This is a genomic window from Candidatus Thorarchaeota archaeon (genome assembly GCA_021498125.1).
Lineage (GTDB): Archaea > Asgardarchaeota > Thorarchaeia > Thorarchaeales > Thorarchaeaceae > B65-G9.
The window spans coordinates 61,402-85,310 of sequence record JAIZWL010000008.1; the positions used below are offsets into that span (position 1 = coordinate 61,402).

Consider the following 23,909-nt stretch of genomic DNA (forward strand, 5'->3'; position numbering starts at 1 on the left):
GTGACAGTAGTACTTGTCAGTCTTAAAACTATGAGTGGTCAGCAACTCTTATCTTCGCTATACGTCACTAGACCCTGAGTTGACTTGAACCTGAAAGGGAAGACTGTTGGTGTCATTGGTTTTAATGCCCGCCCGATTGCATGTTCTCTGAAGCGACTTGGCGCACGAGTCCTTGTCTCGGACTACTGGGGCGATGACGATCTTATGGGGTGTTGTGACCAGTGGGTCTCGGTCCTACATCCACAGGCTGGTCAGAGGCAGCGTTCTCCACTGGATGCGCCTGTTCATGAATCGCTTGTCAATAATTTTCTCAGCGAATTCTCAGAGGATGTCGATTTCGTGGTTCTGGGAAGTGGCTTTGATGATCACTTTGAGACCGTGGCTTTGCTGGAGAAACAGGTTCGGATAGTCGGCAATGATTCGGCAACATTCCGGCGGGCAAGAGATCGTGGGCAACTCTCACGACTGGCCAAAACACTTGATCTTGGATACCCTCTCACGATACGAGTCGCCTCGCTGGATGAGGCAGTTACAGCAGCAGGTGACCTTGGTTATCCCTGTATACTTCGAAGGGCTATTTCTGGCGGGGGCGGAGGCATACATCTTCTCCGTGACGAGGCTTCTCTGCGAGACCTCTGGGTAGTACGTGACAACTTGGCCAAGGATGGTCTGCTGATTCAGCAATATATCTCAGGATCGGATTATAGTGCCACTGTCCTAGGCACTGGTACCAGTTCGCGGGTGATCTCTTTCCAAGGCCAATTGATTGGGATGCCTTCTGCTGGCCGGAACTGCGATTTTGTCTACTGCGGAAATTATTGGCCAACTGAAGACGAGATCCCCACTGACCTCCGGGAGACCTTCGAATCATTGGCTGCACGTCTTGGACTTCGCGGTTACAACGGAATTGATTTTGTTGTTGATGACAATGGTCGCCCCTGGCTTCTTGAGATTAATCCCCGGATAACCGGTACTCTTGAGATGTTGGAACTCGCAAGTGATGAGTCATTGATGGCACTTCATGTTCAGGCGTGTAGTGGTCAGCTTCCCTCTGATGAGGTAATTTTCAGACCTGCTGTAAAGATGATCGTCTTTGCAAGGCGCGATGGAACTGTCCCTGATCTGGCCAAGTATCCTAATACAGTGGATAGAACTCCTATAGGTGTGACAGTACAACGCGGTGATCCTATCTGTTCGATCATTGTTACAGGTCCAGACCTTCCTTCATTGTATGGACTGGCGGTAAAGACCAGCTTGGATATCCAGCAGTCTGTCCGTTGATTTTTGGGGTTTCAAACGGTATTACAGATCGAATATGTCAATACCTTTCTTGGTCAGTGACTTTTCCAGTTCACTAATGAAGGCGTGAAAATCGTCTAGGTGCTTGGAAACAACCTCGGCAATTACATCCATGTTGATGCTTCCTTACGATGTGCCATGACCTTCATGAGCCTTGCTGCTTGGACCATTTGCTTGGCTGTCTGAGAACTGATTAGCGATTTCTCTGCTAGTACTTCGAAAGGTTTGGAATATGTATAAGGAACTGCACCATTTAAGCGTCCTATAATCTTTAGTGATAAATCAATAGTTGACTGAATGCGAACGTACATGTTCCATAAGACGTAGCTCTAAAGCTTCGAATCATGTGTGAGCATTTTTGAGCTTGCTTTTTTTACTTCTGCAAGTCGTTCAAGTGCTTGCATTATAATTTCAATAACTCCCAAGATGTTCTCTCACTTCCTGTTTGTATAACTCGTATGATTCCTTGAAGTCAAGTCCTTCAATTAACGCATCTGTGTAGAACTGGATGGTTAATTCTTTGTTTTTTGAAAATAATAGGATTCCCTCAGAAACGACTCTGTGTCGTAGTAATGGCGATGCATCATTAAGTACTACTAAATCGACCTTGCACTCTACAATATCCGCATTGTTATTTAATATTTCTAGAAACTCATCTACATTGTATTTGTCAAGAAATACTGCAATATCCAGATCACTAAGGGGATGTGTTTGACCACGTGCTACAGATTCAAAGATGTATACGAATATGACGTGATCCGCTCTCTTGAGAGCTTCTGTAATTGCTTCTATATTCACCGGTTTTATCATATCTTAATTATCATGTCTTATTGACGAGCTCTTTTACAGAGTCAACAAATTATGTTTGGATAGGTTGTTTCTACAGGAGCTGTATGAAAAGTCCACAGACATAGCTTGTTCAAGTCAGAATGAATCCCGAAAAATTTCAGATTCGAACGCTAAATGATTTCATACTTTTCATAACCCCTATTTTACTGACTTGCTACACAGCGCTGTTCCTACAATAAAATTGATATACCTAGATGTTTCGAAAGAATCATAATTCATATTGATATGAACTCTGTTTCGTATCGTGGATTGAACAATCATAAAGGTGATAATGATGCGTATAGCATTTGCTTCGATAAATGAAGGCCTCGAGAGCGAGCTCTCCTCACATTTTGGTCGTTGTCCATACTACGTCTTTGTGGATCTGGATAATGATACTGTCAAGTCAGTGACCACGAAAAATAATCCCTACTACAGTGGGCACCAGCCAGGTGTTGTGCCTCAGTTTGTGGCTCAGGAAGGTGCCAACGTGATCGTCGCAGGGGGAATGGGGCCCCGTGCAATAGATTGGTTCAATCAGTTGGGTGTGACTCCTATTACAACCGTTCCACGAAAGATTAACGCGATATTGAAAGACTACATAGAGGGAAAATTAGCAGGCGCTGAGTCTTGTAAGGATCATGACAAGTCCTGAGATAAGCATCAGTATTGAGACCGTCAGTTTTCAAATCGTGTTGAGTTGTTCATTTTATTTACTTGGAGTATCTCAACATCTATTTTATTTTTCGCCAGTATGAATGTGGGTAGTGGTATGAATGATCAATCTGAACTCGCCATTTCTGTCCACAGATCTTGCATCTGACGGTGACTACCTCATCATAAGATACGCTTCTTGATTTTCTGTAACTCAGCTGTTCGAGATCCTCTTGATTTGGAGGAGTATTGAATCGATTGCTACCATAGATGCTACAGTTACATTTCCCGCCCTCTTCAGCATGCTTAAGGAGTGCATATAAGAAACCGTATTGTCCGAGATACACGCTCTTCCATACTTTACGGAGACTACGTAATTTTGGTAGTGCCGACACATCTCTATACACGGCAAGTAACTCAAAGGCCTCTGATACAATCATTCTATGTTTCCGGTACGATATATTTTTGATCACCCATCGTGCTACATCCAAGAGCTCCTCTATTCGCTCTCTGTCAGTCAAGCGAAAAAATTTGATCGGGCCGATCTTTCCTGTCATGACCTCTTCTTTGAATTGTTTTTTCAAACTCGCCATGTAATTTATTCAGTCGGCGGTATACAAAAGCATTAGCTGGTTATATCAATGCCATCTTATCCCTGACTGTGAGTAGGTCACGGTTTAGTATAGTCCTACGTCTCAACCTCTGTCACTCTGTGTCAGGTTGTTGGTCCAAATTATCATCGTAGATGTCCGCGTGCACCTGTTCAGCTTTTGACCAGTGCGAATGCGGATAATGATAGAGCTAGTCTATTCCGACATCCCACACCTGCCCACAGATCTCGCATCTGACGGTGATCACATCATCTATGAACTCATCCTCGCTGGCCTGTTGATTCAGTATCTCAAGATCCTCTTGGTATGGTGGGACATTAAATGATGCATCAGAATAGACATTACAATTGCACTTGGCCCCCGCCTCCGCATTCTCTAAGAGGGCAAGCAGGTAGGCATGCTGACGAATATAGATATTTTTCTAGATTGGTCGAAGATCACGCAGTATTGGAAGTACCGAGAGGTCGCGTGCAGAAGCAAGAATTTCAAAAGCCTCATGAATGATCTCTCTGTGGGTCTCGTAATCGAGATTGGTGACAGCCCATCGTGCAACATCAAGTAATTCTTCATCTATCTTGACATCGCGTCCACGAAAGAATGTGTATGGGCTGATCTTCCCGGATAGGACCTCTTGAAATCGTTCCATTAAGTTGGCCCTGCTATCCGTTTAAGCTCTTGGGACATAAATCTTGGTTGAACATTGTACCGTTTGTTTTTAGACCTGTGACTATGATGGGGGTTTCGTCCCGTATTTTTATTCTTGAAAAAGAAAAAAGAATGAGTGATCTTCTCACTCATCTTTTAAATTTTGAGAATACTATTAGAATGATCACGAGTACGACCGCTGCTCCACCGCCTAGTGTAAATATCGAGAGTGAACCGAAGCTCACCGAGTCACCATCACCGGCTGTTGTTGTATCTGATGTTGGACTCATGGTGGAGGTCGTGCCTGCAGTATGAGCAAACGAGATCGTAATGAGTTCAGACACGGCCCAATTCCCGAGGTTGTCACTGGCATAGATCTTAAAGTAGATTGTCTGGCCGTCTAACAACGATCCCAAGCTCTTGCTATAGACCATTGTTGAATCGTCATAGGACATCGACTGGTTTGTCCATGTGCTTCCATCATATGATACTGCAAGCTTTACTTCCGCGACCCCATAAGGATCTCCAATACTTGCATAGGCTGTTATCTCATCACCAGGCTCCGGTTCATCTGGTGTGTACCATAGGACTATCTCTGGGCCTTCCTGATCAATACGGCCCGTGATATACGAGTAGGTGTCTGAGATGCCCCAGTTCCCAAGAGAATCATTGGCATACGCCTTGTATGTGACGTTTGTCCCAACATCGGTTGGTGGCAGCTTTGCAGTATATGTACTGCCGTCTGCTTTGTCTGCGGTCTTGTTGGTCCAGCTTCCACTGCTAGAGGTCTTGTATGATAGAATGACCGTGTCCACACCATCGACATCGACAGCTGTGATCGATACTGTTGGTTCATCACTTACTCTTGGCTCTGCCGGATCTATTGAGAGTGTGAGTGTTGGTCCCTGATCGTCAGCCAAGACGTGTTTTATGCGTTGGTCTACTGGTGCTGAACTCGTCATTGGTGACGCATTAAATGTCACAGCTCCCAAAAAAAGCAGGCCAACCACTAACCCCAAATACAAAATTTGCGGTCTCATTGCATGTCGCCTTTTGTTGCTACGTTTTAGTTTGTTGTCCCCCTATCTTACAATATTTGATGTAAACATTTTGTTTTATGACAATAAGAAACTATATTTTAATCAAGTGGCCGATTGACAACTGTGCATATGTGAAGATTGATATTTGGAAATCAACACGCTCCTTACCTGTTTAAGGACCGATTGAAAGTCCAAATCATATTACGAGAGTTGATTGAAATGACCATACTCGCACTGGCTTCACTTGGACAAGACCTCGAGAGTGAACTGTCACCACACTTTGGCCGTTGTCCCTACTACGTCTTTGTAGACATTCAGGACAACAAAGTGACCGATATTTGGGTCAAGCATAGTCCCTTCTTTGATGGACATGGCCCCGGAGACGTTCCGCAGTTCATCGCACGATCTGGCGCAAACGTCATTATTGCAGGTGGTATGGGCATGCGTGCCATTGATTGGTTCCAGCAACTTGGAGTGAACCCTGTGACAACGCAACCGCGCAAGATCAACGACATTGTGAACGACTATATTGCCGGAAAATTAGAAGGCGCTGAGTCCTGCGCAGAGAGCAAAGAGCATGCACGTACTGGCCACGTACACCATCACTAAATTGTCCGTGTCCGATAGACGTATCATTGGCATTACCTACATTGAGTTACTGGTCAGGTACTTATGAGAAGGCCTCATGCAATGATGGATGACCGCAAACGAATGATTCGCGAGAAGATTCAGCAGCTGCAGCCCGGAAGCCAATCTCCCTCCGGACGTTACTGGTGTGTGACCTGCAAGAAGATGTTTCGACTTGATAGACCACAGTGCCCTTACATGACGGGAATGTGCGTGAACACACCAATTGCAATTGAGAACTTGCCTCCGGAGTCCACAGAGAGCCTTGAAAAATTTGGACTATTCTACCCGAAGATACCGCAGATTCTGATGGCGGAGATTCTTGAGCAGCAGGCCTCGATCTTAGGGATCGGTTCAGCATTAGCCAAGACGTATCTGTCCTTTCTCAAAGACTGGCATGTAAAGTATCAAGAGCAGCCTATGCAGACATTGAAGAGTTTTATCTTGTTAGTCACGGGTTGTGAGACCGCTCAGCGCGTCAGTACTTCTGACATCACTTTTGTGATTCTCGATGTCGAAAAATTATGGAGCAAAACAATTCTGTTTACTGTTCTTGAAGAGGCATTATCACTTTTACGTGAAGAGCTTGCTGTTGCCCAAGAAATTCATATCGATTCGATCGAGATTGTTGGAAACCGTGACATTGGTAAATACTTTTGCAAGAAGTGTGGAATGTTCTTCGAGTTTGGCCTTGTAAAAGATGAGGTCACCTGTCCGCTGATGTCGCAAAAGTGTATGTTCTGGCCGCAGTCGATTGAGAGATCCTCCTATAATGTGAGGCAGCTCCTACGAGTCTACAATATTACTCCAGATATCTATGCCCGCCTCTTTGCCGTTCTCGAATTCGATAATGCCTCAGTTCGAAAGCGGCTGCGCGAATTACTCGAGACCGATTGGCACTTTAAAGTCGAAGATCGAGACCTTGAAGATATCTCGGTTGCATTGGGTGTGTAGCTATTTTTCAATACACCTCGCCCTCACTCCCCCCAAGGAACATCAATCAGGATTCGAATCTTTATTCGATATGCATGATGAAACATATCGATATGTCCTTGCGATTCATATCGTTTATTAGGGACGGACACAATACCATTAGAAGAGGTGGAAATATGTCGCGACTGCTTCGTATCGATATGAGCAGCCTGTCGCACAAGTGGATGGATGTCCCTAGCAAGTATAGTGACTTTGCGGGACGGGCCTTTACCTCTTCAGTACTCAGTGATGAGGTGGACCCGACATGCGATCCCCTTCGAGAAGGGAACAAGATCGTCATATCCCCCGGACTACTGGCTGGAACATCTGCTCCCTCTTCTGGGCGCCTGAGCATAGGTGCAAAGTCGCCGCTCACGGGCGGTATCAAGGAGAGTAATGCAGGTGGACTGACCGGAACCCGACTCGGTCAACTTGGTATTCGTGGGATCATTATTGAAGGGATGCCCCCCGCTGGTACAACAGACTGGTACAGTATTTATATTTCAAAAGATAAATGTGAGATCTTCAAGTCTAATGAATGGGCCGGCATTGGCCTCTATGAGCTGATCAAGAAAATCTGGGACAAATATCCCGGTCGCCCCGGAGTCATCGGGTGCGGGATCGCTGGCCAACGGCTCCATATTGGTGCTGGGATCTTCGGGAATAACATGGAAAACTCGGATCCGGGCAGATTCGCAGGACGAGGCGGACTGGGTGCTGTCATGGGATCCAAGAGGATCATTGCGATCATCAGTGATGGTCGTGGTGGTGAGGGACCTAAGCCCAAGGACAAAGAGCGTTTTGATCGCGGGCGGAAAGCACTTACTGAAGCCTTGCAGAATCACCCTGTCACCGGTCGTCTCACTGATGATGAGGGCAAGCCCTTTGGTGGCCTTGCCAACTACGGAACTAATATTCTACAAAATATTATCAGCGAGGCTGGTGGACTCCCCACTCACGGATTTAGAGATGGCAGATTCAAGGGTGCAGCCAAGATCTCAGGTGAGGCAGTACACGAACTTGTTGACAAGACCCGAGAAAAATTCGGTGATGCTGCCGAGGGAAAGTATGGTCATCCCTGTCATCCCGGTTGTGTGATGGCATGTTCGAACGTGGTGCCGTATGAAGACACTGGGAAGTTACAAGTCGGTCCACTAGAGTATGAATCGGCTTGGGCGCTGGGTGCAAACCTCGATATCGATTCTCTTCACGACGTTGCTGAACTGAATCGTCTATGTAATGATCTCGGACTTGATACTATTGAGACCGGGAATACTCTGGCTATGATGATGGAGGGCGGTCTCTTGGAGTTTGGTGATGGCCCCGGTGCGATCGCCGCACTGAAGGAGGCCTATGATCCAAAGTCACCGATCGGTCGGCTCATCTGTTCGGGCACTCTTATTGCGGGCCGGACTCTGGGCGTCACCCGTATCCCTGTTGTGAAGGGTCAGGCACTTCCTGCTTATGATCCACGTCCGATCCGAGGTATCGGTGTCACCTACGCAACGACTCCCATGGGAGCAGACCACACCGCCGGATACACTATTGCCGCAGAGATTCTTGGTGTCAAGGGGAAGATTTCAGATCCTCGTGACCTCAAGAAGGCTGACCTGTCCCGCGCATTTCAGGCAACAACTGCGTACATCGACTCTGTTGGGTATTGTCTGTTCATCGCCTTTGCAATACTTGACAACGATGATGGCTTCCAGGGAATGGTCGATACCGTTAATGGGTTCCTTGGAAAAGAGATCGATGTCACGGAATACGGACTTGCTGTCATCAAGAAGGAACGCGAGTTCAACCGCCGTGCCGGATTCACAGAGAAGGACGATCGGCTACCTGAGTTCTTCAGGACTGAGCCCTTGCCTCCTCACAACGTCACCTTTGACGTGACCGACGAGGAACTGGACGCAGTATTCAAGGACTTGTGAGAATAGTATAGGGGGTCTCGGCCCCCTCCCTCTTTTTCTATAGACGGTTTTTGTTATTTCACATGTTTTAATTATGATCGCCGTATTGTTCTCTTATGCTCGAATTGCATCTCTATGGTGTCCTCCGTCAGCTGGTCAACGGCAGTGTCCCAACTGAAGACACGATCCTGAATCTGCCCTACGTTCAAGGCGAGTCGTTCCACGGCCTTGTGCAGCGACTGGGTCTTTCGATGTCCGACCTCGGTGATTGTTTTGTTAATGGGACTCTTGTCCACGAGAACACGGTCTTGTCGGATGGCGATCGCATCGGCCTCTTTCCATTTAATATGGTCTTGCTCTGTGGGGGACAGCATCTGAAAGGTCATGGTTATACTCAATCGGATGTGGATGTCGATTATTACTGATGGGGATCAGCATGAGGATTAATGTCAAACTGTATGCTACACTGCGGCAGTTTGCGCCCGCCGACTTGGAAATTGGTGAGGCGTTCCCATTGGAGTTGCACAAGGGAACCGTCGGGGAAGCCATTGATAGGTTGGGGATACCTGAAGGGAAAGTCACTATTATCATGGTCAATGGCGTTCGGACACAAGACCATTCGCATCAGTTGCAGGACGGTGATCTGCTGGTGCTCTTTCCACCAGTAGGTGGTGGTGCTATTGAGTAATATTCTCCCGCCTATTTTCGCTATTGATTTCTGTGCATCATTTTGTTGATGCCACATTAGAAACAAGCCTGTATTGAAAAAATCAGAATCAAAAAAGTATGTTACTCTTTACGCTAGCCTGTTTGTCACTAACCTGCTTATCTCCTTAAGTCATTTGGGATCATTCATCTGGAGTGCAAGTTCCATGGCCCAGATCGCAAGCGGACGCATATACATCGACGCCCGGAAGCGCAGATCATGTGTCCACGCCTCTGGAGTCCTGAACCAATAGCCGCTCTTGTTGTAGACAACGTTATAGATCCCCTCTGCTGTCTTGAACGCTTGCTTCCGTAGCCCCTCGAATATCATTAATGCGGCCAAGGCATAGGTCGTTCCTGTCCAGACTTCTGAGGACTGTATACTTGTTCTGTCAGGACTGCCATTCGGTCGCATTCCATTGATGGCACCAATCCGGCCATTCTCAAATTGCATGACATTGAACTCGAAGATCTTACGGAGCGACTTCATGGCCTTCTCAGGATCGACGTACCGTTCCAGACCACTGGCGTGAGTGTAGAGGAGTCCGGATAGCATATCTGCCATGATACTGTTGCTATGTTTGCCTCCGCTGGAGTCGAAGTTAAAGTACTCGCCGTTCCATAGTTTCTCATCGAATGAGACCTTGCCCTTTCTGTAGATCTCGCGGTACTTGTCTGCGGTCTCTTTGTCGCCCATGACCTTTGCCATTTCTATCATTGCATCGGCCGCCGCAAGGTACAGACCACCGCAATATGCACTGGCTCCTCTCATCACCCAGACATCATAAGTCTGATCGGGGAAGCCCTCGTTCTCAGGTAGTCCGTCATCGTCCTTGTCAAACTGATCAATATATTCCATTGCCACTCTCACACTTGGCCAACAGTACTCGAGGAATTCCTTGTCTTGGGTAATGACAAAATCTCTGTAGACCTGAAGTACATACTTTGTGTTGAGGTCCTTCCAGCGGCTGACATCTTGAGCGTTGTATGCATTGGTCACGTGCCAAGGATCTTCGAGGGGTGCGCCAAGATCATGAGGTACTACACCAAAGGGTTTTCGCGGAGCTTTGTCTCCATCAAAGAGAAGCATTCTCTCTCTTGGGTCGTTGATCAAGACCGCCTGTGTAAAGTCCCGCTGGATGGACTTTTCCAGTTCCGGCCAATTTCTGAGCAGAGCGAATGAGGCGTAGTAATGAACATCATAGGTATTGTAGAACGGATAATCAAAGCATTCTAGATATGCGAATCGGCCAATGCCTTCTTTCGATGGGCCGCTCTCAACAGATCCCGCTTCCCATGCGGTCCCACCGTCAACAAGATAGTAGAGTTCGTTGAAGAGGGCGGTCTTGAACCAGTCCGGCCATTCTCTCGTGATGATTGACTGCTGCCACTTGGTGATCTCTCTATCCCAGTCTTGCCACTTGTCCAGTGCAAGTCGTGCTATTTTGATAGCATTATCTCCTGATACATCAAAGAAGCGGGTGTAGCGCCGATACCATTCTCGCCCCTGACCAAACCGCATAATCGGAATGTCCCATGAGATCACGAAGGTGACCTCTTTTTTCTCGAATGGGAGAATGGTCGTCTTGGAGTTGATAGCACTTCCAAACGGGCGGTCATTGTGAAATGTCACATACGGTCTGTCATCAAGGAAACCCTTGCTCTCGAATGGAAACCAGATCTCTCCGCCATGGCCACTTGTATCAAATTGCTCACATATCGATAATTGCGAGTCGTGGCCTTCTGCTCCAATACCAAAAGACACTGGATAGACTTCCTCGGTTCTTGCATGAGCAAGCTCAAGCAGTGCACGCGAGTCGGAAACAGAACCACTCACGTAATCTTTTGGATGCGCTCGTCTGAACGGATTAATGGCGTTTTCCCAAGTCAACATCAACGAGATATCAAGAGGTCTCTTGCCAATATTCTCCATCGTCCAGTGAAAGACCCCAACTGGATACGAACTCTCTTGATAGTTTCCACCAATCACTGGTGAGAGCTGCTTGCAGACAAGACGTAGATCATGGTCTTCGAAATTGTACTCTGTCCAAGCTCGTGGAAACAATGCATGATAGGTTGCTCGTTCCGGATTCATCCCCCAGCTCCATGTCTGTAGCCTCTGAGGAGGTTGCGGTCTTGGATTTAGGGTCTGAGTAAAGATTTTACCATCTCTCTCAATACGAATATGGAACTGATTTGGGACCGATGGATAGTAGATGTGTTGCCCTATCTCGAGATGCCATCTGGCAAAGTCACCTCTATAGGTCCGACCTATGCTTCCTGCTCCCAAGCCTCCGATTGGAATTCCCTGATTGACCCCATCATCGATCATCTTGACTGAAAATCCTTGAGGTGGTTCGGCTCCTGTGCCTGCGATTTTTGCTTGTTTTTTAATCCGGAGAAATAACGGCAACATCCGTAATGCCATTCGCCATGGATAGCGTCTTGATTTTCCCGGTTTTGAGGGGGCTTCATCAAGCCTGCGTGTCCATGTGCAGGGAGGAATCTTTTCAGTCACTTTAGACAGCTCTAGATACTACAGCTCTCCGTAAGTATAATCTTTTATGGTCGTTCACAAAATAGGTTGGTCTTTTTGAAGACCCTTACTTGCCATGGTCCTATTTTGCAAAACTATAACTAGGGCCGATGTCCTTACTCTACATAGAGTAGCGTTTGGTGAATCTATCATGAGGGTCTGCCCCAAATGTGGTAAAGCTAATCGTCCTGAGAGAAAGTACTGCATTCGATGTGGCGCCAAGCTTGTGGCTAAGCCACGAAAAAGAAAGCCGAAGGTTGCGGTTCCTGAAACCGGTCGAGTCGTCACCGGAGCTGCTGTTGCGGCAGCAGAGGCAGATGCGATAGCAGATGTACAAGCACAGGCAGCGACAGAAACCAAGTCGTCGCATACCGAAGTTGTTGAAGAGCAATGGGTTCGCCCCTCCCAAGTGTCACGTGATCGTGTACGTACCACAGGCAAGAGGCGTCAACAATCGGAATTGGAGAAGGCACGTGAGGCGTTCAAGAAGGCCGAGAGCATGGGCATTGAGGAGAGGATGCTTCGGGCAAGTGAGGTCAAAGAACTGTTTGACGAAGTGGGGACCCCCGCTTCTTCGGACGCTGCACCATCTCCGGGGGGGGCCGAATCCGAGGCGATTACTTCAGAACCAATCCATACTATTGATGCTGGAGCAATAGATGATTCTGAGGTGATGTTATTGGGTACGATGTCCCCAATGGTTGATTCGACAGGAGGGAGCGCAATGGCCTCATCGATCACATCTGCTCCGCCACCTGCAAGTACCGCCCCTGAACTTACATCCTCGTTGTATGATTCTGTGGAAGTCGATGAGAGCAAGTTACCTACCGTCACTCCTGAAGAAACACCAGTTGTTGAAGAGGCGGTTCCAGTCAAGGTGGAGGCTCCTAAACCGCCTACAACTGTGATCGAGGCAAAAGACGAGGATGAGGCAGAGGTTCGTGTGTGCCCCCAGTGTGGTACTATCATGTATGTGGACACATTCGAATATCCCCCTGAAGTCTATGCAGAGATGGGCAACTCTCGCTTGAAGCAGGCAAGGTTCTTTGTAGTTCAGGGAAAGTATGAGCAGGCAAGGAAGGTCATCCGGATCGCTCGGGCATTATTCACCCGTGCCCATGATGAAAAAGGTCTTGAGCAGTCTGACAAACTCATCGAGTCTCTTGCACGGTCGGCATAGATGGTCTAAGCGTGTTTCCACAGATCCCGGAATTTTTTGGCCTCGCCCGGGAACAGGCTTGGATCTGCAGCCATCATGAGGAACTTCCCGTCATAGCCGCGCTTCTTCAGTTCGGAAAAGATGGGTATGAAATCGATTCGCCCCTCGCCCATGGGCAGATGCAGGTCATATTCGTGGGCCAGGGCGCGGACCTTTTCACGTGAGAGTGGTCCTCTCTTTCGCAGCTCCACGATTTCTTGGACCATATCTTGCCCAAAATTGTCATGGACATTGACCATTGCGATCCGGTTATAGAAGAACTGGATGTGAGATAGAGTTCTATTGGTCATGGCCATGATTTGTCCGTGACCGATATCGAGTGCCATCATCATGCAAGGCTGGGCATCAAAGAGCAAGGCCATTTCAGTGTAGAGGAGTCCCAAGTTCTCGATCGCCAAGGTGACTCCTGCATTACGAGCCGCTTCACATGCGGGTCTAATGCCGTGTAGGAATTGATCGATATCCTCATCGGTGTAGAAGAGGCTTGATAGGGTGGTGTGGATCGTCACAAGTTCCGCTTCCATTCTTCTTCCGAGGTCTATGTAGGGGAGGATCTCACGGCTGACATCCACTGGTTTCCACTCTGGTGAACTGGGGAGATGCAGCGTACACGGGATACCTTCTCTTGTCAGAAGAGTCCTTGCTTGCTCGAAGTTGATCGTATGTTTGGAGTCCATACGAAGATCAACGAAATCCGCACCGTTATTGATGGCTTGTTCTATCTGTTGATTGGTTCTTGCGAACGTTCCCACCTGCATTAGCCAGCACCTACTTATGTTCACAGGGTCGTACTTTTGTTAGTTTTGGTCATTTACTACATTTTATGATTTGTGTGCGACTCTCGATAGTTTTATCTTGTGGTCTCACTAACTCCTATTTGAAAGGTTGCCATGGAGAGTAGTATAGCTGTCACAACCCCCCGATTTCCTATTTAAATTGGTATTTCTTGGCGAAGGAGCCGTCGGTAAGACCAGTCTCGTCGGTAGATACGTCTACGATAGCTTTGAGGGTGATTATCTGGCAACTATTGGTACACATATCCATGTCAAGTCGATCCAGATCGACGACACGCTTGTCAAGTTGGTCATCTGGGACATTGCTGGTCAGGACGACTTTAAGCGGTTGCGGAAGGCCTACTATCAGAATGCCAGTGGCGCATTCTTCGTCTTTGATACCACACGTCCCGAAACACTCGATCGCTTTGACGGCTGGATTGAAACCCTGTTCAGTGTGACCGGGAAGATTCCTCTTGTGCTTGTGGAGAATAAGATTGATCTGCCCTCACAGATCTCCGAGGACCGGGCCAAAGAGATTGCCAGTAAATTGGGTTGCACATACGTGAAGACAAGCGCAAAGGATGATCAGAATGTAGAGGACGCATTCATCAAGTTGACGCGCCAGATATTAGAGAGGGCACGAGAACGACTTTAATCTGCTCTCATCGATGAATTCCAAAGACTTATTCGGCAGTTCACACAACAAACTCTTGGTGTTCAACGAGACATGGAACCTGCCACACCCGACTACGTATTCAAGCTTGTCTTTCTAGGAGATACTGGTGTAGGTAAGACCAGTCTCGTGCAGAGGTATGTCTACGATAGCCTCCCAATAGAAGTGGGTACAACAATCGGGGCCATGCTTCATGTCAAGATGCTGCGTCATCGGGACATGACCTACAAGCTTGTCATCTGGGATCTGGGTGGTCAGGATGCCTTCGCCCAGCTGAGGGAGCAGTACTGTTCTCAGGCAAGTGGAGCGTTCTTCGTCTTTGACCGTACACGTCCCGATACTCTTGAACATATTGATGATTGGTTGAACGCTCTCTATTCGGCCGCAGGGAAGGTTCCAATTGTCATGGTTGAGAACAAGATTGATCTTGAAAGCGTTGTGGACCCTATGCGCGTCATGGAGCTTGCCGAGAGCAAGGCGAATCGTCTCATACAGACGAGTGCGCTTGAGAACAAGAATGTGGATCTTGCCTTTGCTGGGCTCTTAGAGGCAATTCGTCAATTCCGTTCTGAGCGTGGATTCGAATAGGTTTTCAGTGTGGCCCTTCGTCCGCTTGACCTTTGTACGCCAGTCCTAGTTTCCGTCTCTTTCCCGTATGGACGTAGATCGCTCGTTCCGCGATGGAAAATGCATGGTCTGCTGCACGTTCGCAATATCTTCCTACGATTATGTAGTACATTGACATTGATGTGATGCCACTCATCTTCTTGAGAAAGCCTATGATCTCCTCGAACATCGCCACAGTCTCTTTATCCGACTGAGCCTCCATCTCTTCCAGCTTGTCAATCTCTGAGAGATCACCTTCCAGTAAGGCCTTTATTGCAATATCGAGTGTCTTCTTTGCCAGTTTCGCCATCAATGGGATCGACTCGAGTTCCTTGTAGTGCTTCAAGTCTTTGGCGAGCTCTGCGATATGTGCCACCTTGTATGCATATCTTCCAATTCGGTACAGGTGAAGAGACACAAAATTATAGGAGGCGAGAGCACGAAGGTCACTTGCCACTGGCTGTCTGCGCACGATGGTTTCAAAGACGTTGTCCTCGATCTTAATACCGAGCTCTTCTATCTCATCCGAGATCTTTTGAACCTCATGTGATATCTCAGGGTTGAGTTCCTTGAATGCCTCGATCGACCTCATAAATGCATGACCTGCGAGTTCATACATTCGATAGACTCGTCCCCTTATCTCTTCCATATAGAACTCAAGTTGACTTCTCATTTCTCTCACCTATCCTATTCTTCCCGTGATGAACGCTTCTGTACGTTCGTCTTTTGGTGCAACTGCGATATGCTTTGTCTTGCCAAACTCAATGAGGTCGCCAAGATACAAGAATGCCGCAAAGTCTGAGACCCTGAATGCTTGCTGTACATTATGCGTTACTAGAATTATAGTGTAATCCTTCTTCAATTGTATGATTAGGTCCTCGATCTTTCCCGCGCTTATTGGGTCTAATGCGGACACTGGCTCATCCATGAGGAGGACTGGGGGGTCTACTGATAATGCACGGGCAATGCAAAGCCGCTGTTGTTGTCCACCGGAGAGTAGAGTGGCCGGATGGTCAAGCCTATCTTGAACCTCATCCCATAATGCAGCTCTGCGTAACGAGTCTTCCACGATCTTCTCTAACTTGTCTTCGTCACGGATACCATGCAATTTGGGGCCAAAGGTAATGTTGTCACGAATTGACATGGGAAATGGATTGGGTCGTTGAAAGACCATTCCGACTCGGCGTCTGAGACTATAGACATTCGCCTCTGGATTGTATATGTTCTTGCCCTCGATGAGGATTTCTCCTTTCATTCGAAAGTTAGCCACATTATCATTGAGTCTATTGACGCTGCGCAGGAGCGTACTCTTTCCGCACCCTGAAGGACCCATGATCGCTGTCACTGAATTATCCTCAAAGTAGCAGCTGATGTCTTTGAGAATGTGCTTTTTGCCAAACCATGTATTGAGGCTCCTGACCTCAATCTTATGTTCCCAATCGGTCTTGTTCATTATACTATCCTCCTCGTGATCTTTCGTGAGGCATAGTTTGCTACGATGTCTACAGCCAGTACGATCAGCAAGAGTGCCAGTGCTGTACTGTGCGCACGCATCTGAAGGTATGGTCTTGGGTCTGAAATGTAGGCCCAGATCGTGAAGGGCATTGATGCCACCCATGACCCTGGCCCAACGAGGCTTGTCGGTGCTCCTAAATTGTTCCCAGCAGTAAAGATCAGAGGTGCGGTCTCACCCATGACCCGTCCTATTGCAAGTAAGACCCCTGTGATGATTCCGGGAAATGCCGCTCGGATCGTGATACTCCAAGTCGTCTTCCATTTGGTGGCACCAAGTGCTAATGATGCCTCCCTCAAGCTCAGCGGAACTTGCTTGAGTGCCTCCTGAGTGGTCCGCATGACGGTTGGTATCATCATGAACGCAAGGGTAAGTCCTCCCGCCACCATCCCCATGCCGATGTTTAGATAGAACACCAAGAACGTAAAGCCAAAGGCTCCAAAGACAATGGACGGAATACCTGCTAATACATCCGCCGCGAATTCTACGATTTCCCGCATCCGGCCCGGACGCGAATACTCATTGATGTAGACTGCTCCGAATATGCTCAGTGGAATCCCAACAGCCGCTGCTATTGCAACGAGTGTGCCAGTTCCGACGATCGCGTTCAAGACCCCTCCCATAAGCCCGACGCCCGGGTAGGTAGTGAAGAGCTCAATGCCTTGTCCCGGACCTGTTCCAAGAAGATCGGCAAGTCCGATTGAGGCGATTTCTGCAATGAGCATGAAGAATGGAGCTATGGCCACGAGAATCATCAGAGCAAAGAGACCCTTGAACAGCCAGTCCGACACATCGCGGCGAGTGGCATGGCGTACTTTATGCAACATCGACCTAGTGTTCTGAGGAACGTCACTTATTATTTTATTAATACGTTCAAGTCTGCTACCGTTCTGTTCCTCTGTCATGATCATACAATCCCCCGGGTCTTGCTTCCCCATTTGATCATAATTTTCGCAATGGTCGTGAAGCAGATGCTCATCAGCATCAGGACCAGCGCTACAGCGAACAGTGCGGATCGCCACATCGGAAAGATGTATGCATACCCGAGCTGGTTCGTGATGATGCTGGTCATCACATAGCAGGGATCGAATAATGAATACGGTATCTGAAGCGAGTTCCCTGTCACCATCAATACTGCCATGGTTTCCCCTACCGCTCTTCCAAGACTGAGCACCACTGCCGCACCGACACCGGGGAGCGCTGCGGACAGGACGATCTTACGAGCGGTTTCACTCTCTGATGCCCCAAGTGCAAGTGCTGCTTCTCGCAGGCTCTGAGGAACGGATCTGAGTGCATCGTCTGAGACGCTTATCACGGTGGGGAGAAGCATGATGGCCAGTATCAGTCCACCTGCTATGAGACTCAGACCGTTCGTGTTCCCCTGAAAGAATGGTATCCACGATGTCACAGGATTTGATTGAACTGCCGGGGCCAGCGATTCCTTGATCCACGGGACAATGACCAGAAACGCCCACAGGCCATAGACGATCGATGGGACTGCGGCCATCATCTCCACGATCATCCTAAAGGCACCACGAATTTTTGTGGGGCAGAACTCGCTCAGAAAGATGGCTGCACCAATTCCCACAGGCAGTGCTATTCCGATGGCGATGGCCGTGGACGCAAAAGATCCCGCAATGAATATCCCGATACCGTAAAGGTCGCGATTTGGGTCCCACGTCGGTTCTAAGAAGATGGCAGGTCCTCCCACATCACTCGTCAGGATGGGAATTGATTCAAACCATAAGAATGAGAGAATGAGCACGATGATTAGGATCGATGTGAACGCCGGGATCGCCAGCCCGATCTTTCCGAGAAGGTCCACACGCGCCCCACCTCTTCCGTGTCGCAATATCCAGAGACCGTGACGAGCGCGTGAGAGTAGGCTGGAAATGATATCGCCATTTCCATTTTCTGATTGACCTTCTCTCATTTCCTTTCCCTTATCCAACAATACCGTTCTCTCCATCTGCTCTTAGTTGACTGGTGTGAGTGAGGCGACCACCGACTGAGCATACGTGATTGCGGAGGTTCCATTAATGGGCACGTATCCCACATGATGAATGTATTTCTGTCCTTGAATGAGCACCCAGTTCAAATAGATTATGACATCCCATCTGATCTTCTGCGTATTGACAAGATAGTAGAGCAACCGCCCTATCGGATAAGCCCCCTGATTCGGCGAGTTCATCAAGTTCACGCCCGGGTCGCTCATCTGGTCTGGTATGGCCTTCAAGACATTCGCCAAGTTCGCAGTGACCCATTCACCATTTCCCGGATTGTAGAGCTCGGCAGCAGTGAGACCCTCCATGAACGCGAGACCCACATAGCCTATCCCGTGATCGTCACTTAGCACTCCCTCTGCGACTCCCGGGTTTCCATCGACCGAGTTCGTACCCGGTCTCCACGAGATGGTCTCCTCGTGTCCAAGTATCCATTCATATTCTGCTCCGTTCGCATTTATGTTCTCGTCTGCGGTGTCTAACCATTTTCCAAATGTGGCCGTCGTCCCGCTCGCGTCAGATCGAACATACACATTGATGGGTCCCGTCTGTTTAATGGTCACTCCAAAGGTGGCAGCAAACTCTTCCCATGTCGTCACATTTCTCTGAAAGATCGCAACGACCATATCACAGTCCAATTTTAGGACTGATCCATTGATCGCAGGATTTGCAACGATCCCAAGTGCATCGGCCGAGACCGGGAGGATCTTTACCTGTGGTGCCACCTCCCAGTACGAGTCCTTGGGGTATGAGCTTGAGGCCCCAATGTCGATCAGTCCCGAGGCCACCTGCGACTGTCCAAGGCCTGAGCCTCCGGTGCTTGGGTTGACAATGAAATTTGGATTCTCATCATGAAATCGCGTCGCCCACTCTTGTGACAGTGGATATACTGTTGTTGATCCTGCTGTTGTGATTGTATAGATGGGGCCGGGTCCCGACGAGATTATGAGAGCAGTCAGGCCCGAACCGACGATCAGGCCCACGAAAAACATTACCAGGAGAATCTTCCTGCTTCGTGCCATCTCTTTGTTAGCTCCTTTCTTCGACCTTTGCCAAATAATGCCTAAATTAAGTTACGCGCATAGGTTTCAGTTATTGTAAATGCATGCATTTACCTATCCGTGCCTTCTACGAGACTAACTGATTCTTATTTCTTCCTACTCTATTGGCATGATCGTTGCTCGTTTAACCATGAAAAAGTGGGCCGATAGACCCTTTAAGGCGTACTTCATACTTTTGCATGACTATGCATAGTATAGCATATGACAGGCATTTACGAAAGAGGATGTGCGTATCGACGACCACTAGAAAATTGAATCGGGTACGAAATTCGTTCTATGTCTACCTGCCTCGCGCTTGGTGTGACAAGCATTCGTTGAAAAAGGACTCTGAGGTCCGCTTGGAAGAATCACCTGAGGGTGTCCTTGTCATCATTCCCCCAGCGTATGAGGGCCAGATCCAAAGGGAGATGACTGTCAAGATTAAGGATGCGGACAAGAACCAAGTTGAGATCCTTCTTACTGGTGCATATATCATCGGTGGAACTACAATTGCTCTGCAGTTTCCTCAGGCGATTGATATGGCCACCCGCGAGAAGATCTCACGGTGGATTCGAAGACTGCCGGGCTTTGAGATCCTAGACGAACATAGTGACACCTTGGTGGTCTCGGACACGAGTGAGAAGCAGATGATTCTCCCGATTCTAAAACGGCAGTTCTCTACGGCTAAGTATATGCTCAATGGTCTCGTGACAGCAATGGAGAACGGTAACACGGATCTCGCAGCACGAATTCTTCCACGTGATGAAGACGTGGATCGCCATAGGTACTTTGTCGAACGCCTCTGCCATCTTGCTTTGCAGGATGCCGCCTATGCCCGGAAGATTGCAATCACACCATCCGATTGTTTGAACTACAGTCTTGCAGCAAAATACGTTGAACGGATTGCAGATCATGTCTGTGACGCCGCCTCGGAGTTTATTGCTCTCAAAGAGGTCAGTGCATCAGTGATCAAGACCTCGAAGGTTCTCACAAGCACCTACGAGCAGACCATGAAGACATTTTTCAGTACAGACTCTTCAAAGCAGGAGATGAGCGTCTATGATGAGAAGGCCTTTGAAGTCCTCGAGTCCGCTGAGGGACTGGCTCAGCGTCTAGAAAAGATGGGTTCGTCACGGCGTGGGGTTTCTCCCCGGATGGTCCTTCTGTTGATGCACTTGGAACGGGTCGCATCGTACTGTGCTGATATCGGAGAAGTCGCTATCAATCGGCTGATAGGTTCAAAGATAGGTCTCAGCCTCTCTACCAATCGGAGTGATACGTAGTGACCAAGAAGAGATGGTCTCATCGACTCAACGACTTAGACGCCAAGGAATGGGTCAAGAAGACCAAGTCGTGGTTCGTGATCAATCCGCGTCGGAGAACTCAGAGTCAGCTGACGCATCCTGCAAAATACCCTGAGGAACTCGTCGAGCGTTTTGTCACTTTTTTCACACGTGAGGGGCAATGGGTTCTTGATCCCTTTGCGGGAGTAGGCAGTACTCTGATCGCCTCTAAGCGCTTGCACAGGAACAGTGTGGGAATAGAACTTGTAGATGAATTTGTCACCATTGCACAGGAGGCACTTGAGACCGTGTCGGATGCAAGCGAGGCTCACATGCTGGTCGGTGATTCCGCAAAGATTACAAGTGTGCTCGGAGATCATTTTCCGACTGCTCCAGTCTTTGATCTCTTGATGACCTCTCCACCATACTGGAATATGTTGCGAAAATCACGAGGAAACAATGAAACCGTCCATAAGGAACGTCTGCAAAAGGGACTCCCTCAAGTATACAGTTCATCATCTCAAGATCTTGGTAATATCGACTCCTACGAGGACTATCTCGATGGCGTTGTTCATGTCCTACGGGAGACCCAACCCTTCCTGCGGTCTGGGGCGTATGTTGTCGTCATTGTTCAAAATATGCGTGATGTTGATGGGGTCGTCCGTCCTGTTGCTTGGGATCTTGCACGGCGTCTCTCAGAGGTCTACATCCTCCGGCAGGAACAGATATGGTGTCAAGATAACAAGCGATTGGGGTGCTGGGGGTATCCAACTACCTATGTTTCCAATGTTCATCATCACTACTGTCTGATACTACAGAATTAGCAAAGAGATGAATCTGGGTGACTCTCGTTTTCTAGAACTAATTCTGAACACTCGCTTTTCATTTTTGATGCCGATGCCGAGTCATTATTATTTGCTTTAGTTGTCGGATAATATATGCTTTACAATATACGAGAACTCACCATGGATGATCATGAGGCGGTCAAGGATCTCAGTTCTACGATCTGGGATGGTAATGATTACGTTGGTGAGACCTTCCCTAACTGGATTAAGAGTTCAAACGCATTTGTCTATGGTATTTTCGATGGCTCCGATCTAATCGCCGTTTCTGCTCTTGAGAGGGTGCCGAATACTACGATCGCATGGGTCGAGGGTCTCCGCGTGCGCGATTCCTACCGTGGACAAGGGCTTGCAACGCGATTGGTCCTGCATATCGTAGAAAAGGCACAAGAGGAGAAAATTGAGACCCTCTGGTATGCTACTGGGAGTCGAAACGAGCCATCTCAATTAGTTGCGGATCGAGTTGGATTTAGACTTGCCACTCGTGTCGGTTATGCTGGCTTCGAACCGCCTTATCCCGAGCATCCTCAGCCGAGTCCGAATGTTGTCCCCCTCACGGTCTCACCCGAGCGTCTGCACTCGTTGCTTCAAGAAAATTCCGACCTGATCGATACAGATCATATTCCTCTTGCTTGGTCTTTCGATTATCCTTCTCTTGAGGGGCTCACGCGACTTAGTGAGAAGACGGAGTTCAAGGTCATTATCAACGATGATGGTCTTGCCGTGGCTCTGTACTTCAGTCGCTATGTTGGACAGGCTGAACGACGGAGAGGCGCCTATACTGTCTATGCCAGTGACAGGACTGCCTTTGTTGATGTTATGGCTCGAATTCTCGATGAGGCGGAGTCCAAGAATCCTCCACGTGTCGTTGTATTTCTTGGCCCTCGCGTAAAAGAGTGGTCAAAGCATCTTGGTTTCATTGATAGTCAATATGAGAAGCGATCATTCCTGCTCTACGAACAGAGATTTGGAGATGCTCCCGCATAGAATCACGCTTGAGGTCATGTTGACGCTTTAGTGACAGCCTTTGTCATCAAGTGAATTCATTATGAGTGATCACTTTGATACGACATGGGACTCCAGAGGATGCCGATGAATTTGTGGACCTTGCTCTATATGCATATGGATTTCCCGAGACTCGACGTGCGCGGATCAAATCGGTCTTTGCTGGTGTATTTCGAGAATTCGAATGTGTTGAGATTGATGGTCATCCCGTTGCGATTGCACGTATGATCCCCTTTGAACAGAATGTACGCGGTAGTTGGAAAAAGATGGGCGGTCTTGCTATGGTCGCCAGCGCACCCGAACACTGAGGAGAGGGGAATGTGCGACGGCTTGTCACCAAGATGCTTGAAGACCTGCAAGTAGATGGTTATGCTGTCAGTTGTCTGTATCCTTTCAAGGACACGTTCTATAGGGCATTAGTCTAGGATCTATCAATTGACCTTCTGGATTGTTCCATTATTATTATTATCTATTGCATTTTACATATACGGAATGTTTGTCCTCTGGCCCTTCATCTCTGCACATTTAGGCGCAAAGAAAGTAATGATCTGGGCAGGCCTTGTCCTGTTGTGGTTGGTAGTGGACTCATGGTTTGCCACGGATGTTCTGGAAATTTACGGTCCGGGAATGATACCCCTCACTTGGTATTCTTGCATCCTTGAACCTTTGGCCTCTCTATCTGTTAATTGGTCTATTGTCAGTCGTCACAGTATATGATACCGATGGCCTGACTCCGAATTTAAGATCATCACTGCTGGCGTGAAGTTGGAACAAGGGTAAACTCAAGGTCATGATGCGATGGGGGGCCCTCGTATGAACTCACACCTTATGGCCGAATTTCCTTGGATTCTGAGAAGTGCAATGGCTGTGGCATCTGTGTGGATGTATGTCCAATGGTAATTCCCGAACTCAACAAGGATCTCAGAAAGGTGGTTCTTGCACATCCTGAGATGTGTGTGAATTGCAGAGCGTGCGTGTTCAGATGTCCCACACAAGCCTTGTTTCTTGAACCTGAGACCGAGGCTGCAAGACTGGCACTGGAACGACTTCAATCAAAACAGCAATAAACTAACTGATATCTCGGAGTTGGTGTGTAATTTCTAATATATTACATTATCTCTC

28 protein-coding genes and 1 pseudogene are annotated in these 23,909 nt (G+C 48.1%); 18 read left to right on the plus strand and 11 right to left on the minus strand.

Features of this window, described 5'->3' with window-relative positions:
• Positions 1-84 precede the first annotated feature (84 nt).
• Entirely contained in the window at positions 85-1,281 is a 1,197-nt protein-coding gene (locus tag K9W43_13045) for an ATP-grasp domain-containing protein (GenBank protein MCF2138151.1), read from the plus strand.
• Positions 1,282-1,710: 429 nt separating this feature from the next.
• Here the strand turns inward: K9W43_13045 and K9W43_13050 are convergent, their stop codons facing one another.
• The gene (locus tag K9W43_13050; GenBank protein ID MCF2138152.1) at positions 1,711-2,097 is read right to left on the minus strand and encodes a nucleotidyltransferase domain-containing protein; all 387 of its coding nucleotides are present in this window, start codon (positions 2,095-2,097) and stop codon (positions 1,711-1,713) included.
• 322 nt (positions 2,098-2,419) lie between these two features.
• Here K9W43_13050 and K9W43_13055 point away from each other — a divergent pair, with 322 nt between their 5' ends.
• The gene (locus tag K9W43_13055) at positions 2,420-2,782 is read left to right on the plus strand and encodes a NifB/NifX family molybdenum-iron cluster-binding protein (GenBank protein ID MCF2138153.1); all 363 of its coding nucleotides are present in this window, start codon (positions 2,420-2,422) and stop codon (positions 2,780-2,782) included.
• Between the two features lie 79 nt (positions 2,783-2,861).
• On the opposite strand, the gene K9W43_13060 is transcribed toward K9W43_13055, so the two are convergent.
• A complete protein-coding gene (locus K9W43_13060) occupies positions 2,862-3,374 on the minus strand; it encodes a hypothetical protein (GenBank protein MCF2138154.1) in 513 nt (170 codons plus the stop codon).
• 199 nt (positions 3,375-3,573) lie between these two features.
• Here K9W43_13060 and K9W43_13065 point away from each other — a divergent pair, with 199 nt between their 5' ends.
• Positions 3,574-3,717, plus strand: a complete 144-nt coding sequence (locus K9W43_13065) for a hypothetical protein (protein MCF2138155.1) — start codon at positions 3,574-3,576, stop codon at positions 3,715-3,717.
• Between the two features lie 96 nt (positions 3,718-3,813).
• Here K9W43_13065 and K9W43_13070 read toward each other — a convergent pair whose 3' ends face one another.
• Positions 3,814-4,038, minus strand: a complete 225-nt coding sequence (locus K9W43_13070; protein ID MCF2138156.1) for a hypothetical protein — start codon at positions 4,036-4,038, stop codon at positions 3,814-3,816.
• 148 nt (positions 4,039-4,186) lie between these two features.
• Positions 4,187-4,999, minus strand: a complete 813-nt coding sequence (locus K9W43_13075; protein ID MCF2138157.1) for a hypothetical protein — start codon at positions 4,997-4,999, stop codon at positions 4,187-4,189.
• A gap of 297 nt (positions 5,000-5,296) precedes the next feature.
• Between K9W43_13075 and K9W43_13080 the strand changes: the two genes are divergently transcribed.
• From K9W43_13080 to K9W43_13100, 5 genes are all read left to right on the plus strand, one after another.
• Positions 5,297-5,686, plus strand: coding sequence for a NifB/NifX family molybdenum-iron cluster-binding protein (locus K9W43_13080; protein MCF2138158.1), 390 nt, complete (start codon positions 5,297-5,299; stop codon positions 5,684-5,686).
• An 81-nt stretch (positions 5,687-5,767) separates the two neighbouring features.
• Entirely contained in the window at positions 5,768-6,658 is an 891-nt protein-coding gene (locus tag K9W43_13085; GenBank protein ID MCF2138159.1) for a hypothetical protein, read from the plus strand.
• A gap of 155 nt (positions 6,659-6,813) precedes the next feature.
• Complete coding sequence (locus K9W43_13090; protein MCF2138160.1) at positions 6,814-8,607, plus strand: aldehyde ferredoxin oxidoreductase; 1,794 nt, start codon at positions 6,814-6,816, stop codon at positions 8,605-8,607.
• A gap of 95 nt (positions 8,608-8,702) precedes the next feature.
• The gene (locus K9W43_13095) at positions 8,703-9,011 is read left to right on the plus strand and encodes a MoaD/ThiS family protein (protein ID MCF2138161.1); all 309 of its coding nucleotides are present in this window, start codon (positions 8,703-8,705) and stop codon (positions 9,009-9,011) included.
• The gene (locus K9W43_13100) at positions 9,011-9,274 is read left to right on the plus strand and encodes a MoaD/ThiS family protein (GenBank protein ID MCF2138162.1); all 264 of its coding nucleotides are present in this window, start codon (positions 9,011-9,013) and stop codon (positions 9,272-9,274) included. The genes K9W43_13095 and K9W43_13100 overlap by 1 nt, the downstream gene beginning before the upstream one ends.
• A 150-nt stretch (positions 9,275-9,424) precedes the next feature.
• Here the strand turns inward: K9W43_13100 and K9W43_13105 are convergent, their stop codons facing one another.
• A complete protein-coding gene (locus tag K9W43_13105) occupies positions 9,425-11,809 on the minus strand; it encodes a non-lysosomal glucosylceramidase (protein MCF2138163.1) in 2,385 nt (794 codons plus the stop codon).
• Between the two features lie 169 nt (positions 11,810-11,978).
• Between K9W43_13105 and K9W43_13110 the strand changes: the two are divergent.
• Positions 11,979-12,053, plus strand: a pseudogene (locus tag K9W43_13110) (zinc-ribbon domain-containing protein).
• Complete coding sequence (locus tag K9W43_13115; protein ID MCF2138164.1) at positions 12,054-13,007, plus strand: hypothetical protein; 954 nt, start codon at positions 12,054-12,056, stop codon at positions 13,005-13,007.
• 5 nt (positions 13,008-13,012) lie between these two features.
• Here K9W43_13115 and K9W43_13120 read toward each other — a convergent pair whose 3' ends face one another.
• Positions 13,013-13,804 (minus strand): sugar phosphate isomerase/epimerase, encoded by a 792-nt coding sequence (locus tag K9W43_13120; GenBank protein MCF2138165.1) that lies wholly within the window; start codon positions 13,802-13,804, stop codon positions 13,013-13,015.
• Positions 13,805-13,982: 178 nt separating this feature from the next.
• Here K9W43_13120 and K9W43_13125 point away from each other — a divergent pair, with 178 nt between their 5' ends.
• Complete coding sequence (locus K9W43_13125; protein MCF2138166.1) at positions 13,983-14,477, plus strand: GTP-binding protein; 495 nt, start codon at positions 13,983-13,985, stop codon at positions 14,475-14,477.
• Between the two features lie 72 nt (positions 14,478-14,549).
• On the plus strand, positions 14,550-15,083 hold the full coding sequence (locus K9W43_13130; protein ID MCF2138167.1) for a GTP-binding protein: 534 nt from the start codon (positions 14,550-14,552) through the stop codon (positions 15,081-15,083).
• A gap of 4 nt (positions 15,084-15,087) precedes the next feature.
• On the opposite strand, the gene K9W43_13135 is transcribed toward K9W43_13130, so the two are convergent.
• From K9W43_13135 to K9W43_13155, 5 genes are read right to left on the minus strand one after another with little or no spacing between them, the layout of a single operon-like run.
• The gene (locus K9W43_13135) at positions 15,088-15,774 is read right to left on the minus strand and encodes a hypothetical protein (GenBank protein ID MCF2138168.1); all 687 of its coding nucleotides are present in this window, start codon (positions 15,772-15,774) and stop codon (positions 15,088-15,090) included.
• A 9-nt stretch (positions 15,775-15,783) separates the two neighbouring features.
• Positions 15,784-16,554, minus strand: coding sequence for a phosphate ABC transporter ATP-binding protein PstB (pstB, locus tag K9W43_13140; protein MCF2138169.1), 771 nt, complete (start codon positions 16,552-16,554; stop codon positions 15,784-15,786).
• Entirely contained in the window at positions 16,554-17,519 is a 966-nt protein-coding gene (gene pstA, locus K9W43_13145) for a phosphate ABC transporter permease PstA (GenBank protein MCF2138170.1), read from the minus strand. The genes pstB and pstA overlap by 1 nt, the downstream gene beginning before the upstream one ends.
• A gap of 2 nt (positions 17,520-17,521) precedes the next feature.
• Positions 17,522-18,565, minus strand: a complete 1,044-nt coding sequence (gene pstC / locus K9W43_13150; GenBank protein ID MCF2138171.1) for a phosphate ABC transporter permease subunit PstC — start codon at positions 18,563-18,565, stop codon at positions 17,522-17,524.
• A 24-nt stretch (positions 18,566-18,589) separates the two neighbouring features.
• A complete protein-coding gene (locus K9W43_13155; protein MCF2138172.1) occupies positions 18,590-19,639 on the minus strand; it encodes a PstS family phosphate ABC transporter substrate-binding protein in 1,050 nt (349 codons plus the stop codon).
• Between the two features lie 290 nt (positions 19,640-19,929).
• On the opposite strand from K9W43_13155, the gene K9W43_13160 reads away from it, so the two are divergent.
• The 6 genes from K9W43_13160 to K9W43_13185 all read left to right on the plus strand — a co-directional run bounded on the left by K9W43_13160 (position 19,930) and on the right by K9W43_13185 (position 23,854).
• Complete coding sequence (locus tag K9W43_13160; GenBank protein ID MCF2138173.1) at positions 19,930-20,940, plus strand: phosphate uptake regulator PhoU; 1,011 nt, start codon at positions 19,930-19,932, stop codon at positions 20,938-20,940.
• The gene (locus K9W43_13165; GenBank protein MCF2138174.1) at positions 20,940-21,764 is read left to right on the plus strand and encodes a hypothetical protein; all 825 of its coding nucleotides are present in this window, start codon (positions 20,940-20,942) and stop codon (positions 21,762-21,764) included. The genes K9W43_13160 and K9W43_13165 overlap by 1 nt, the downstream gene beginning before the upstream one ends.
• Positions 21,765-21,905: 141 nt before the next feature.
• Positions 21,906-22,769, plus strand: coding sequence for a GNAT family N-acetyltransferase (locus K9W43_13170; protein MCF2138175.1), 864 nt, complete (start codon positions 21,906-21,908; stop codon positions 22,767-22,769).
• Positions 22,770-22,843: 74 nt separating this feature from the next.
• On the plus strand, positions 22,844-23,095 hold the full coding sequence (locus tag K9W43_13175; GenBank protein ID MCF2138176.1) for a GNAT family N-acetyltransferase: 252 nt from the start codon (positions 22,844-22,846) through the stop codon (positions 23,093-23,095).
• A 12-nt stretch (positions 23,096-23,107) separates the two neighbouring features.
• Entirely contained in the window at positions 23,108-23,212 is a 105-nt protein-coding gene (locus tag K9W43_13180; protein MCF2138177.1) for a GNAT family N-acetyltransferase, read from the plus strand.
• A gap of 417 nt (positions 23,213-23,629) precedes the next feature.
• Entirely contained in the window at positions 23,630-23,854 is a 225-nt protein-coding gene (locus K9W43_13185) for a ferredoxin family protein (GenBank protein ID MCF2138178.1), read from the plus strand.
• The last annotated feature ends 55 nt before the right edge of the window (positions 23,855-23,909 follow it).

Bases quoted from the DNA above. Each gene is read 5' to 3' on its own strand.
- K9W43_13080 (MCF2138158.1), top strand. From the start codon at position 5,297: ATGACCATACTCGCACTGGCTTCACTTGGACAAGACCTCGAGAGTGAA.
- K9W43_13155 (MCF2138172.1), bottom strand. From the start codon at position 19,639: ATGGCACGAAGCAGGAAGATTCTCCTGGTAATGTTTTTCGTGGGCCTG.
- K9W43_13100 (MCF2138162.1), top strand. From the start codon at position 9,011: ATGGGGATCAGCATGAGGATTAATGTCAAACTGTATGCTACACTGCGG.
- K9W43_13070 (MCF2138156.1), bottom strand. From the start codon at position 4,038: ATGGAACGATTTCAAGAGGTCCTATCCGGGAAGATCAGCCCATACACA.
- K9W43_13060 (MCF2138154.1), bottom strand. From the start codon at position 3,374: ATGGCGAGTTTGAAAAAACAATTCAAAGAAGAGGTCATGACAGGAAAG.
- K9W43_13055 (MCF2138153.1), top strand. From the start codon at position 2,420: ATGATGCGTATAGCATTTGCTTCGATAAATGAAGGCCTCGAGAGCGAG.
- K9W43_13085 (MCF2138159.1), top strand. From the start codon at position 5,768: ATGATGGATGACCGCAAACGAATGATTCGCGAGAAGATTCAGCAGCTG.
- pstB (MCF2138169.1), bottom strand. From the start codon at position 16,554: ATGAACAAGACCGATTGGGAACATAAGATTGAGGTCAGGAGCCTCAAT.
- K9W43_13065 (MCF2138155.1), top strand. From the start codon at position 3,574: ATGATAGAGCTAGTCTATTCCGACATCCCACACCTGCCCACAGATCTC.
- K9W43_13120 (MCF2138165.1), bottom strand. From the start codon at position 13,804: ATGCAGGTGGGAACGTTCGCAAGAACCAATCAACAGATAGAACAAGCC.
- K9W43_13095 (MCF2138161.1), top strand. From the start codon at position 8,703: ATGCTCGAATTGCATCTCTATGGTGTCCTCCGTCAGCTGGTCAACGGC.
- K9W43_13090 (MCF2138160.1), top strand. From the start codon at position 6,814: ATGTCGCGACTGCTTCGTATCGATATGAGCAGCCTGTCGCACAAGTGG.
- K9W43_13130 (MCF2138167.1), top strand. From the start codon at position 14,550: ATGGAACCTGCCACACCCGACTACGTATTCAAGCTTGTCTTTCTAGGA.
- K9W43_13170 (MCF2138175.1), top strand. From the start codon at position 21,906: ATGGATGATCATGAGGCGGTCAAGGATCTCAGTTCTACGATCTGGGAT.
- K9W43_13135 (MCF2138168.1), bottom strand. From the start codon at position 15,774: ATGAGAAGTCAACTTGAGTTCTATATGGAAGAGATAAGGGGACGAGTC.
- pstA (MCF2138170.1), bottom strand. From the start codon at position 17,519: ATGACAGAGGAACAGAACGGTAGCAGACTTGAACGTATTAATAAAATA.
- K9W43_13075 (MCF2138157.1), bottom strand. From the start codon at position 4,999: ATGACGAGTTCAGCACCAGTAGACCAACGCATAAAACACGTCTTGGCT.